An 11,902-nucleotide genomic window follows, 5' to 3' on the forward strand; every position below is an offset into this window, starting at 1 on the left:
CTTCCAGTGGTAACATGCCCTCCTTCCAAGGAAACGGCAGCAGCAGTATGAAACTTAGCGCAAAACAAAAAGTGGGCATCGGCTTTTATATGGCGCACAGCCTACTCACCAAGCCGCAGTTCTTTGCTTACAGCCCGCGCAAACAATCGTTTATTGATGACCCCTATCCCGTGTATCGCCGTATGCGTGATAAAAAACCTGCTTTTTGGTCGCCCTACACGATCGGCTGGCACATCTCTGGCTCGCACGAATTTTTATTGCAGTGTTTGAAGGATGAACGCCTCAGTCACTGTTTTCGTTTGTGGAAATTTGCACCGGAGTACGATGCATCTAGCCCACTCGATAATTTATTGAGCAGTTTGTTGATGGCGCTGCCCGCCAAAGATCACATGCGCGTGCGCAAATTGGTGTCGCCCGCGTTTTCACCGCGTTTTGTTGCCGAAGCCAAACCGGAAATTGAAGCGCTGGTGCAAGAAGAATTAAAACATTTTGATCGTAACGGCGAATTGGATTTGGTGAAGCTGTGCCGTGAAATTCCTATCAACGCGATGGCGATTTATTTCCGCATTCCCGATGCCATGCGCGGTGATTTCAACGCACTGGGTCACGCCATCATTGCCGCGTTTAGTTCCGAAATGGACAACATGGATACTGAAGCTGCCGAGCGCGGCATCGCACAACTGCGCGCACTGTTTGCAGAAAAACGCCGCAATCCTGACGACTCTTTTATGTCTACGCTCATCAACCACATGGAAGATGGCGACAGCATGTCGGAAAACGAAGCGCTCGGTTTAGTGGGCGCACTGCTCGCCGCCGGCGTTGATACCACTTTTGATTACATGCTGAATATTTTCTACGGCTTGGTGAAAAATCCGCAGTGGGGACCTTGGCTGTTAGAGAACGAAGATAAATTACAAAACTTGATGGATGAAACTTTTCGCTGGAATACCTTTGGCAATCGCGGCTTCTTTCGTTTTGCAGTAGAAGATTTGGAAATTCACGGGCAGAAAATTAAAAAAGGCGAAATCGTACAGATTATGTTCTCCATCGCCAACCACGACCCTGCCGTATTTCCTGAGCCAAATACCTTCAACCCACTGCGCGAAAATCTCGACAAAGCCTACACCTTCGGTCTCGGCGCGCATTACTGTTTGGGTCACGCTATCGCCAAATTGATCGCGCAAGTAACGGTGATGGCGGTGGTAAAACGCTATCCGACTATGCAGTCTAAAACCGATCCTACGCGTGAATACAATATGCTGACACGGCGGATTAATCGGATGACTTTGGTTAAACCGCAATAATATTTTTCGTATTCCAAAAACACAAAAAGGCAGCCTAGGCTGCCTTTTTTCTTTATCGCAGAGTAGCGACAGCAATTTATTTTTTCAAAATCACCGACGAGCCGTGACCGAATAAACCTTGATTGGCAGTGATGCCGACTTTGGCGTTGGGCACTTGGCGCTCACCCGCTTGACCGCGCAACTGCCATGTCAGCTCACACACTTGTGCGAGTGCTTGCGCGGGTACGGCCTCGCCAAAACACGCTAAACCGCCGGATGGATTGACCGGCAAACGACCGCCCAATTTGGTGACGCCATCGCGTACCAGTTTTGCACCGTCGCCGCGCGCGCACAGTTGCAAATCTTCGTACCAATCCAACTCCAGCGCAGTGGACAAGTCATAGACTTCCGCCACCGACACATCTTCAGGGCCAATACCCGCTTCGGCGTAGGCTTTTTTCGGCAGCGCCGCGCGGAAAGAATGCGCTTCCATCGCCACCGCAGAATCGGTTGCCAAATCCGGCATTTCAATCACCGCCGAAGCAAAAGTTGGCGTGACGGTAGAAATCGCCGCGACTTTTACGGCATCACTGCGACCGATTTTTTTCGCGTATTCCGCTGAACAAACGATCAACGCCGCAGCGCCGTCAGAAGTCGCGCACACATCCATCAAGCGCAGCGGATCCGCCACCATCGCAGAAGCAGCAACATCCGCAGCGGTAAATTTTTCTTGTAGCGCGCATACGGATTGGTAAAACCGTGTTCTGCATTTTTCACTTTGACACTGGCAAAATCTTCCAGCGTGTCGCCGTACATTTCCATGCGACGGCGCGCATACAAGGCAAAATAACTCGGGTTGGTAATGCCCAAACGAAAACGCACCCAATCTGGATCTTCTGGCCGCTCACCCGGTGCCGGTTTCAAAAAACCTTTCGGCGTGGTATCAGAACCAATCACCAAAGCCACATCGCATTGACCGGATAAAATTTTTGTACGCGCTGCTGCTAATGCTTGCGAACCGGATGCACAAGCCGCGTAAGAAGTATTTACTTCTGCGCCCTGCCAACCGAGTGCTTGCGCAAAAGTTGCGCCGGCAACATAACCGGGGTAACCGCAACGCATCGTCGCCGCACCAGAAACAAATTGCACATCGCGCCAATTGATGCCTGCATCTTTTAATGCTGCACGCGCAGCGACGACACCGTATTCAACAAAATTTTTGCCCCATTTTCCCCACGGGTGCATGCCTACGCCGAGAATGGCAATTTCATTACTCATCATCAATTCCTCAGGCTACCGGCTTCCACTTCCATGTCAGTTTTACAGACTGTTCATCCTCGAACAGTTTTTCCAACACCAATTCCACATCCATGCCCGCTTTTAATTGCGACACTTCCACACCAGTGACGGCTTGACCGAGCACAATCATTTTTTCTTTCGCCAACTCCACCGCAATGATGGTGTACGGCACATACGGATCAGGCGACACATACGGCTCTGGTGGTTGATAACAAGCGTTAGTGAATGACCAAATTTTCCCGGTGCGCGACAGCTGCACTTCATCAAAACTTTCGCTGTTGCAATCCGGATTTTTGCAAAACACCGTCTGCTTCGGAAAATAATAAGTGCTGCAACTTTTGCACTGCGTGCCGATGAGATGCGGCTTTTCCGCATCCATCGTGAACCAGCCTTCAAGAACGGGAGCTGTCGGTTTCGTCATGGTCAATCAACCCAAAGCGGTTGCGCGAATATTGTGTGGATCCAACTGCGCCAGCAACGCCAATTGTTCAGCCGTCGGCTCAGCCGTGGTTGGAATATTTGCTGGAATATGCAGCGGAAAGCCAGTGTTTTCCACCACTTGTTCCACCGTCACACCCGGATGCAGTGAGTGAATCGCCACTTGGTGATTCGGGCCGCTGAAATCCAAGATGCACAAATTGGTGATGATCCAACGAATATCAACTAATTCTTGCAAGCTCCAACCTTTTGGCAAACGCGCAGGGTTGTAACCGATAGATGCCACCATGTCGCACTCATTTTCCACAAACACTTTTTTGTTGTGATTGGGAACAAAAAACGAGTTCGCGTGGCTGATGGAGTTACCAGGAAAACCGCGCACACCCAACATTTGCGTTTTCGGTTTTTTGTAGTCGGAACCGATCATAGAAATATTGGCCTGACCAAAACGATCAATCTGTGTTGGCCCCACCATTGCGTGGCGCTTTCCGCTCCACACATTATCAAAAATGCGTGAGAAACCCATCCAAGATTCAAATTGAGGTTTGTAATCGCCGCGTGGTCCAACCGGTACCGGTTCAGACACCATCCATGCTTCAGAATCTGTCATCAACATATCTGGATTGCATGTTTTCATCGCCAGTGATGCAGCTAAACGCGGCACAACACCAATACCGGTTGCCAAGACTTCGCCATTATTTTTCCACGCCTGTGATGCAGCACAAATAACCAGGTCTACGAGTGTGTATTCGCTCATGTCATTGTCTCCTGATTAAAATACGGGCAGTGGCAGCTGCTTGATTGCATCAAGTCCGCCCACTTTTTCTAAATAGTCTTTCTCGCTGCCAGCAATGTATTGATCAAAATACGCTTGCCAACCGCCTTCTTCTTTTGCCGACGCGTTGTACGCTTTGAAATGTTTGCTGTCAAAACCGTAGAGCGGTGCGCAAGAAGTTGGGTGTGCGCCACCGGCGATATGCACTACGCCCGTCGTTTCGCTGCGCTCCCAAAATACATAGCGCGCTTCTTCGCCTTGATGGAAATATTCGGTCTCCACCAATTCATCACAAGTTGCAAACGTTTTGTCCGCTGCGCGCACAAATATATCGTCCATGTAATGATCAGGACCTTTGATTTGGCAAACGCCGCGCGCATCGGCGCGATCAACATGCACTAACGCGACATCTAATTTAATCGCAGGCATTGCCACCCATTCTTTGTCGTCGTAAGGCGATGCAATCATTTTGAGATCAGGGTTGTGCTTCAACACATCGGTACCGATACCAATGCGCGTTGGAATAAACGGAATGTTGTAGCCCGCAGCTTTTAAGCCCAGCAGGAACATACCTTCATCCACTTCCATCACTTCGATGTCGCCGTTTTGGCGCGCTTTACGGAAGTAGGGCTCGAGCGGAATAAAGTCCAAAGATACGAAAGCGAAGATCACTTTTTTGACCTTGCCCGCCGCGCACAACATACCGACATCCGCGCCGCCGTAGGCCACCACGGTGAGATCTTTCAGATTAGAGCGGAGGATTTCGCGCACCAGCGCCATAGGTTTGCGGCGAGGACCCCAGCCGCCGATACCGATGGTCATACCATCGCGCAGCTGGCTGACGACATCAGCCGCCGTCATGACTTTATTCATCGTGAGTTACCTTTCGATCAGATGAGAGGAAAGGCGGAAAACCCGCCCAAGAAAGCGCGGTGATACTACGGGTTCACGGGGTGCAAGTCAATGAAAGCGGCTGCAGCTTGCCGCATAAAATCCTTAAAAAACAAAAAGTTAGCGATAAATCCGCCACAAAGTGGCTGGCTTACACTTTGCGGCTCCTGACCTTAAGTCAAGCCCGCCAGCAGAAAGCCAAAGCCCAACAGAGCTAAAGCCAACACTTCCCACGCTTTACCCAAATTAAACAGCGCGTACAGATAAGAGAGAGGGGGTAAAAATACGCTCATGAAGCCCCACGCGTAATCGGCCTTGAATGACAAAATGATCAGGTAGCCCCAGCTGATCACAAGGGTAGCAATACCAAACATGGTCAAAACAGACGAAATCGAATCCATAACATACTCTCAATAGAAGAATAGGAAGCCGGCGCATTATAGGTGCTGCCTTCTTGCGGTGAAACTGCAGATTGCTAAGGCGTACGAGCGATCGCCCACACCTGCACTTCGTCCACACCCGCCGCAGAAAGCACACGAACAATCTCTGTCGCCGTGCTGCCAGTGGTCAACACATCGTCAACTACCGCTACTCGCCGATACGGCAGTGGTCGCTGCAAAATAAATGCTTCGTTGAGATTGGTTTGCCGCTGCTGACGACTCAGACCTTGTTGGCTATCCGTGTTGCGCTGTCGAGCTAACGCGCGCGACAAAGGTAGGTGCAGTTGCCGTGCAAGCACGCGGGCAATCTCTGCTCCCTGATCAAAACCGCGCTGCTGTAGTCGTCGCCAATGCAGTGGCACAGGCAGGATGCACTCCGGCAATATCAACACACCTGCACGTTCACTATCTCGAATGTGTTGCGCCAAGCTGTGTGCCAACCAATGTCCGCAAGCCAGCTGACCGCTGTGTTTGTAACGATTGAGCAATCCAGCAACCGGCTCTTCGTAGCGAAAAGCACAGACCGCGCTGGAAAAAATGGGCGGTGATTGCAAACAGTGGCCGCAATATTTTTCGGTAGCCACCAACGGTATAGCGCAACGCAAACAGGCTTGCGTATTCCACGGCAAGTGATGTTCGCACACTGCGCACAAAGGTTTAATGCCACGCAGTGTACGACGACACAACAAGCAAGCAGATGAAATCAGTGAGCCAAAAAATTGTGACAGCAACATGGAAATCCTTTTCCATTATTGATATGGATGAATAAAATTTCTATTAAGGTTTATCGTTCAAAACAAAACTGTCGCCTTCTTTGGCTATTGGTGAAGCTTCATTCGATGAAGAAAAAGCAATACCACCTGCCAAAATAGTTTCTGCTGTCTCAGTGCGTATATTGATACCGGAAAACAATCCTGCCTTAACCTCTATACCACTGGCATTCCAAAAACGACTGTTAGCACGCACCAAGTTTGCATACTGCGAATAAATATTGAGGTAGATATAAACCTGCTTGCCATCAGCAGATAAATCACTACCCAACACTGTACCCACCGGTACTTGGCGATACAAAACTGGATTACCAACCTGCAAAGAACCTAACTGCTGTGCGACCACACGCACATTCAAGCCATCAGATAACGCTGTAGTTACTGGCGTCTGTATCGTCACTTTAAATTCACGCGCAGGATCACCTCTGCCTGGTAAAAACTCAAGATAGCTACCAAACACCGCATCTAAATTTTGTGTGTTAGTTAATCCCACTCTCGGTTCTACTTTCCAAAAACGCGCACCTGTATTCAACAAAGGTAACGCTTCGGATTTCAGCGCGGCATCGGCATCAACGCCTTGCATATCACTGCGCAGCTGCAAACGCGTGATTTCTCCCAACGCAATACCGCGATAGCGAATTTCGCTACCCGTCGTTAATCCTTTCGCGTTCTGCAAATGCAATCGAACAGCAACACCGGCGTTGGCTGCCGTTTCTTTGCTGCTAAACAAACGAAAACTATCATCAATTGCCACGCGCGCATTTTTTTGTTCAATTTTATTTTCTTCACTTGTTTGATCAAAAGCATCAAACGCAATACCGCCTGATAACATCTGTGGCACAGATCCCACGCGCACCGTAGCGCCACTCAAACCCACGCGCATATCTAATGCACCTGCACGCCAAAAACGCGTATCCGCTCGAACCGTTTTTTTATGATCGGCGGCAATATAAATACGAATTTGTACGCGTTTGCCATCAGCGCTGTGCCGTATTTCTTGCACGGAACCAACCGATAATCCGCGATACAACACCGGCGCTCCCACACTGATGCCACTAGCATCATCGGCATCTAGCAAGAGGTGTAAACCGGGTAATGCGTTGGGTGATACTGTCGTTGCTTGTTGCTCGTTATCAAATAATGCAAAGCTGTGACCGTCGTGAATATCTTTATTTGACGCACGGCTGTCCGGCGTATCAAAAGCAATACCGCCCGCTAACATTGACACCATGGAAGTTGTGCGCACTTGAATACCGTTTTGCAAACTCGCGTTGGCGTGCACGCCGCTGGCATTCCAAAAACGACTGCTGTCATTCACGAGATAACGGTATTCCGGTTTGATCAATACATGAAGATCAACTTGATCTCGCTTTAGCTCACTGTTTTGTACGACGCCTACCACAAACTCGCGGTAATACACCGGCGCACCACTGCTAACAGAACCTGCAACAGGGGATGTCAAACGCAAATGCAAACCTGGCTCACTAAAATCCATCGCATCAGGGCCTGATGCTGCAATAAACTCATAATCTTGCGCTGATTTTCCTGTCGTGTCTGGCGTAAAAGCGAGATACGCACCGCCAGAAGTTAATGCATCCAATCCCGTAATGCCGGTGACAGAAAATTGTGGGCGCACCAACCAAAAGCGCGTTTTATCCGTGATAAATGATTCAAAACGCGGGTCGATGCCAAAACGCCCTATCACTTTATCATCTTCATTCCTGTACCAAACATCGCGCAATTTCCCGACGGGAATACCTTTATATAAAACTTTTGTTGTGTTTTTAACTAAGCCTTCTGCCGAAAGGAACCGTATATTGACGAAGGTGCTGGTTTCAGCCGCCTCATAATCTTGGTACAGCGTAAAATCGTCGCCATTTTTTGCCAGCGGCGTATCGTCTTTATCTTTTGGCAAACTCATATTGATACCGCCCACCAGCATACTAGCCACTGAGTCTGTTTTAACTTGGATACCGCTCAAACTCATATTGACCTGTACGCCACTCGCATTCCAAAAGCGCGTATTTTTATGCACCATTTTGGAAAATTCAGGCAGGATATAAGCACTCACTTCTACGCCACTACCATCAGGCATCATTGCTGCTGTTTGTATATAACCCACTTTAATTTGACGCATAAAAATGGGCGCGCCCGCACCGAGTGATCCCAAGCGGTCTGTGCGTAATTGAATATGCAATCCTGGCGCACTATCTGGCAGCGGTGGCGGCACAGTAAATGCCGAAAATTTCGTGGCAATGTCACCGCTCAACTGCGTAGAAGGTAATTGCACACCAATATAGTTGCCGGAAAAAATTGTGCCAATTCCTGAAATACCACCTAAAGAAATTTGCGGCTGCACCAACCAGAATTGCGATTCTTTTGGTACACCGCCGTATTTTTTAGCAACCGCTTTATCCACTTCAATATCGACTAACACACCGCTCATGTCATCTTTGACATGCAACTCACGCACGATACCGACCGTAATGCCTTTGTGTTTTACCGGCGTTTGATTGGCGACGATACCTTCGCCATTTTCAAACTCCACCGTAATTGTCGGCCCGATATCTAACAAGCTGCGCCACACCAACCAAACACCCACCAATAAGGCAATTACTGGCAACAGCCATATGTAGGCGATGTATTTTTTTTTAGTGACGGTTGGCGTGGGTAGCGCACTGTTCTCCATGGGTTTTATCTCTCCATTGTCTACCGTTATTTCACTTTTTCGCGCACGAATTTATCGGCATCTTGCACCCAATCATTCAGCATAGGCTTCATGTGATCGACTGTAATTTTTTCTTTGCCCGCTGCTCCGCCAGTTCCTGCTCGCACAGCTTTTACTAAAGTCTCTTTTGTTTGACTGTCGCGCAAACGCACTTCCAAAAACACGGCCAAGTTTTGATCTTGTTTTGCCACTGTCGGCGAAATATCAGCAAAGATCATGGAGACAGGCGTGTTTTTTGCATCACGCAGTTTGTCTTTATCTGTAGGAACTTTCACACTGGTGATCGCTGCGTCTAAACGCAAGACATTAGGGCCTGGTTTATCAACTACAGGCAGCGTGCTGCCAATTTGTTTGATGGCACGATCACGAATATAAGTCAGCGCTTCCAACATACGACCCTTTGTCACGCGTGTTAATAATGGCGGACGCGGATACAAGCCAACAGGATCAATCATGATGGCTTTGTATTTACCTTTTTTTAGATCAGGGCTTACCCACAACAAACTGGTGCCGCCTGTTGCCGTATGATTTTCCTTCATCTGACTGTAATCCCCTAGCCAACCAGAAAATTGACTATTGAACGCCTTTTTTTCTAGCTCTTTTTTACTGGGTGATGATTTTTCTGCTGCCACTGACGCAGGCTTTGTAGTCTCAGTTTTTTTATTCGTGTGTTTTGTATTGGCAGCAGCATGAACAGGCTTTTTTTCTGGCGCGGCTGCTTTATTTTCTGCTACCGGTTTCGCTTTATTTTCTGCCAGACTATCAAACCATTGGCTGAGCGAAGTACATCCACTGATATTCAAAACAACAGCAGCGCCCAATATGCACAGATACAACTTTTTCATTTCTACTACCTTTGTGTTTCGATTAAAAATTACTTTCTGAGAGGGGCAATCAATGGGCTTGCTCTGCAGCATCCCAAATCAGGCGGGGATCAAAACTCATGGAAGACAACATAGTGAATATTACTGCAGCGCCGAAAGCTGTCGCACCCATGCCTGGGACGACCGCCGCCGTTTGACCCAGTTGCACCAGTCCAACCATCACCGCCACGACAAAAATATCTAACATGGACCAGCGCCCGAGAAATTCTACAATGCGGTACACCGCAATGCGCCTGTGCGTATTCATTGGCCAACGAAAGTACACCGACAATAGCAGCACGATAATACTGATTGCTTTACCCAAAGGCACAACAAAACTGGCGACAAAAACGATAGCAGCAATGGCGTACATTTCGTGATGCCATAGCAGCGCCACACCACCGATGATGGTAGACGGTTCTCCGCGATTGAACAGAAGAATATTCATGATCGGCAGCATATTGGCAGGAATCAACAACAAGAGCGCCAATGCCAAAAAAAAACCACTTAACGCCAAGCTGTAAGGCTTACGCACAAAAACCATTTCACCACAGCGCGTACAGCGCACATAACCTCTCGCAGGACAGGGTTGTAAGCGATGGCAGCTTTTACACAGTGCCAAGCCACGACTCGCCGCCGTGACATGCATTGCTGATGCCGATAAGTTTTCTTGCGCTGGCATAAACAATTAGCGTGGTTTACTCGGTGGCGGTTCATCATCCGGCAGCACAAAGATAGCTCTGCCTGTAGGACGCTCTGGTGGTGTATCTGTCGGCTCTAATGACAGTGACAAGCTCGATGCATTCAAAATGGCATCGATCGCGCTAGTATCTACCGCATTTTCTAGAGAATACTTGGGCTCATTCTGCCCCTCTTTTTCATTCTGTATTTCACGCAACCAAGCGGGTAACCCATCGTCAACACTATCAGCCATTTCTACAGGCAGTAGCGCTAACTCAGAATCAAATTCCAATACGAAGGCTTTTGCTTTCTCCAAATAGTTATTGGTAGGTGCATCGCTTTTCACTTCATCTTTAGGCAAGAATGCCGCGAAAAACCCGCGAATTTCTACCAGCTGATCTTCCAACAACATCGGCACCAAACTCGAATACATATCCAACAAAGTAATAGCATTTTTAGATGAATCGGAATCGGTCGCGTATTGCAAACGACTGGCAATCGCTTTGTTGAGAATGTGTAAATCCTCATAAATTTTTATCAAGCCATCAAAAGCAAATTGCCCTTTTTTACCGTTATTCGTTAAAAAGTATTGCGCGATTAAATACATCCCCGCTACACGATAAACCGTTTCTTCCTCCGAAGATAATGGCAAATGAAATCGTGCCATCGGACGCATATACGCTGTTTTTGGACACCCGCAAGTCGGCGAAATCAAACCGAGCATTGAACTTAACACGCGTTGTAAAGCTGTTGTTTTTACTACGGTGCGATCTTCTGTCACCACTTCCAACTTCACCACATCAATGGAGCGCGTGGTATGAAAGCGTTCGATAATATCGTACAAGCGCAACGCTAAAGGGCAGTGCTTTGTTTCTTCTGCATTGAGCGGGCAATGTGAGCATTGTTTAAAGCCAAGCTCTGTCCACGGGGGGGGATTAGAAACTGGCTGATCAAGCAACTCAAATGTTTCACCGTCGAGATCAAAATCAAACACTTCGGTCGTTTCATCGTTCAAGCCAATGCGATAACTGATGCGTATGGGTTCCATATTATTTTTCCTGCGCGCGATTCTTTTCGTAGGTCTGCCACAACTCGTGCTGGTCTATCAGTGTTTCAATCAACAAGGTGCACAGCATGAGGCAAATAAAACAATACAAACCCACGCCGGGCAAGAGCTGCGCCATATCTTTTAATTTGACGACAGACACCAACACCGCCAGCAAGAAAACTTCCGGCATCGCCCATTCGCGCACATGATGGTTAAGACGCAGCAAAGCCGGTAGCCACGGCGGCGCGCCACCCATCTGCAATACCACACCCACCGCAAACACCAACCAGAGATTGAGGAAAGGCGCCACTAACGCACACACCGCCACCAGCGTTGCCACTTCCCAATAGCCATCATTGCCGAGCGCCAATACAGCTTGCGTAATCGACACATCGTGACGCAAACCAGTAGATGCCAAGCTCAGCAATGGCATACCCATGGCAGGAATGAGCAGCAGCAAGCCAACGGAGGACAGCAGAGCAGAAAACAATGCACTGTCAGGGCGGCCTTCTCTCAGGCCGTGGCCACAACGAGGGCACACCGACTCGCTGCCTTCAGGCACAGGCAGATCTGCCAATAGCAAGTCACAGTCGGCGCAGGCGGTGAGCTTGCTCTGCACTGTATCAATGGGAGGATTCACCTGAGTCTGAGTTCCGTTGTACATTGCCGCCATTAGAACATTATCT

The 11,902-nt window shown here is 48.7% G+C and carries 13 protein-coding genes; 1 reads left to right on the forward strand and 12 read right to left on the reverse strand.

What is annotated here, in order from left to right:
* Positions 1–47 precede the first annotated feature (47 nt).
* Positions 48–1,304, forward strand: a complete 1,257-nt coding sequence (locus R3E63_01520) for a cytochrome P450 (GenBank protein ID MEZ5538642.1) — start codon at positions 48–50, stop codon at positions 1,302–1,304.
* Positions 1,305–1,380: 76 nt separating this feature from the next.
* Here R3E63_01520 and R3E63_01525 read toward each other — a convergent pair whose 3' ends face one another.
* The 12 genes from R3E63_01525 to R3E63_01580 form a co-directional block, all read right to left on the reverse strand.
* A complete protein-coding gene (locus tag R3E63_01525) occupies positions 1,381–1,977 on the reverse strand; it encodes a hypothetical protein (GenBank protein MEZ5538643.1) in 597 nt (198 codons plus the stop codon).
* Complete coding sequence (locus R3E63_01530) at positions 1,953–2,561, reverse strand: beta-ketoacyl synthase N-terminal-like domain-containing protein (GenBank protein ID MEZ5538644.1); 609 nt, start codon at positions 2,559–2,561, stop codon at positions 1,953–1,955. Before R3E63_01530 ends, R3E63_01525 begins: the two co-directional genes overlap by 25 nt.
* 10 nt (positions 2,562–2,571) lie before the next feature.
* Positions 2,572–3,003: a Zn-ribbon domain-containing OB-fold protein gene (locus R3E63_01535; GenBank protein ID MEZ5538645.1), complete on the reverse strand. Its 432-nt coding sequence runs from the start codon at positions 3,001–3,003 to the stop codon at positions 2,572–2,574.
* Positions 3,004–3,009: 6 nt separating this feature from the next.
* The gene (locus tag R3E63_01540) at positions 3,010–3,777 is read right to left on the reverse strand and encodes a ketoacid CoA transferase (protein MEZ5538646.1); all 768 of its coding nucleotides are present in this window, start codon (positions 3,775–3,777) and stop codon (positions 3,010–3,012) included.
* A 15-nt stretch (positions 3,778–3,792) separates the two neighbouring features.
* On the reverse strand, positions 3,793–4,668 hold the full coding sequence (locus tag R3E63_01545) for a CoA-transferase (protein ID MEZ5538647.1): 876 nt from the start codon (positions 4,666–4,668) through the stop codon (positions 3,793–3,795).
* A 191-nt stretch (positions 4,669–4,859) separates the two neighbouring features.
* Positions 4,860–5,087 carry a hypothetical protein gene (locus R3E63_01550; protein MEZ5538648.1) on the reverse strand — a complete coding sequence of 76 codons (228 nt, stop codon included), beginning with the start codon at positions 5,085–5,087 and terminating at the stop codon, positions 4,860–4,862.
* Between the two features lie 74 nt (positions 5,088–5,161).
* Positions 5,162–5,860, reverse strand: coding sequence for a ComF family protein (locus R3E63_01555; GenBank protein MEZ5538649.1), 699 nt, complete (start codon positions 5,858–5,860; stop codon positions 5,162–5,164).
* A 43-nt stretch (positions 5,861–5,903) separates the two neighbouring features.
* Positions 5,904–8,585, reverse strand: a complete 2,682-nt coding sequence (locus R3E63_01560) for an MlaD family protein (GenBank protein ID MEZ5538650.1) — start codon at positions 8,583–8,585, stop codon at positions 5,904–5,906.
* A 26-nt stretch (positions 8,586–8,611) separates the two neighbouring features.
* A complete protein-coding gene (locus R3E63_01565) occupies positions 8,612–9,469 on the reverse strand; it encodes a DUF3313 domain-containing protein (GenBank protein MEZ5538651.1) in 858 nt (285 codons plus the stop codon).
* 49 nt (positions 9,470–9,518) lie between these two features.
* Positions 9,519–10,169, reverse strand: coding sequence for a paraquat-inducible protein A (locus tag R3E63_01570; protein ID MEZ5538652.1), 651 nt, complete (start codon positions 10,167–10,169; stop codon positions 9,519–9,521).
* Between the two features lie 6 nt (positions 10,170–10,175).
* Positions 10,176–11,216, reverse strand: coding sequence for a hypothetical protein (locus tag R3E63_01575; protein ID MEZ5538653.1), 1,041 nt, complete (start codon positions 11,214–11,216; stop codon positions 10,176–10,178).
* 1 nt (position 11,217) lies between these two features.
* Complete coding sequence (locus R3E63_01580) at positions 11,218–11,856, reverse strand: paraquat-inducible protein A (GenBank protein ID MEZ5538654.1); 639 nt, start codon at positions 11,854–11,856, stop codon at positions 11,218–11,220.
* Between the last annotated feature and the right edge of the window lie 46 nt (positions 11,857–11,902).

The organism is Pseudomonadales bacterium (assembly GCA_041395665.1).
Taxonomy (GTDB): Bacteria; Pseudomonadota; Gammaproteobacteria; order Pseudomonadales; family UBA7239; genus UBA7239.

Excerpts from the sequence above, each read along its gene's own strand:
- R3E63_01520 (MEZ5538642.1), top strand. The coding sequence starts at position 48 with ATGAAACTTAGCGCAAAACAAAAAGTGGGCATCGGCTTTTATATGGCG.
- R3E63_01525 (MEZ5538643.1), bottom strand. The coding sequence starts at position 1,977 with ATGGTGGCGGATCCGCTGCGCTTGATGGATGTGTGCGCGACTTCTGAC.
- R3E63_01530 (MEZ5538644.1), bottom strand. The coding sequence starts at position 2,561 with ATGAGTAATGAAATTGCCATTCTCGGCGTAGGCATGCACCCGTGGGGA.
- R3E63_01535 (MEZ5538645.1), bottom strand. The coding sequence starts at position 3,003 with ATGACGAAACCGACAGCTCCCGTTCTTGAAGGCTGGTTCACGATGGAT.
- R3E63_01540 (MEZ5538646.1), bottom strand. The coding sequence starts at position 3,777 with ATGAGCGAATACACACTCGTAGACCTGGTTATTTGTGCTGCATCACAG.
- R3E63_01545 (MEZ5538647.1), bottom strand. The coding sequence starts at position 4,668 with ATGAATAAAGTCATGACGGCGGCTGATGTCGTCAGCCAGCTGCGCGAT.
- R3E63_01550 (MEZ5538648.1), bottom strand. The coding sequence starts at position 5,087 with ATGGATTCGATTTCGTCTGTTTTGACCATGTTTGGTATTGCTACCCTT.
- R3E63_01555 (MEZ5538649.1), bottom strand. The coding sequence starts at position 5,860 with ATGTTGCTGTCACAATTTTTTGGCTCACTGATTTCATCTGCTTGCTTG.
- R3E63_01560 (MEZ5538650.1), bottom strand. The coding sequence starts at position 8,585 with ATGGAGAACAGTGCGCTACCCACGCCAACCGTCACTAAAAAAAAATAC.
- R3E63_01565 (MEZ5538651.1), bottom strand. The coding sequence starts at position 9,469 with ATGAAAAAGTTGTATCTGTGCATATTGGGCGCTGCTGTTGTTTTGAAT.
- R3E63_01570 (MEZ5538652.1), bottom strand. The coding sequence starts at position 10,169 with ATGCCAGCGCAAGAAAACTTATCGGCATCAGCAATGCATGTCACGGCG.
- R3E63_01575 (MEZ5538653.1), bottom strand. The coding sequence starts at position 11,216 with ATGGAACCCATACGCATCAGTTATCGCATTGGCTTGAACGATGAAACG.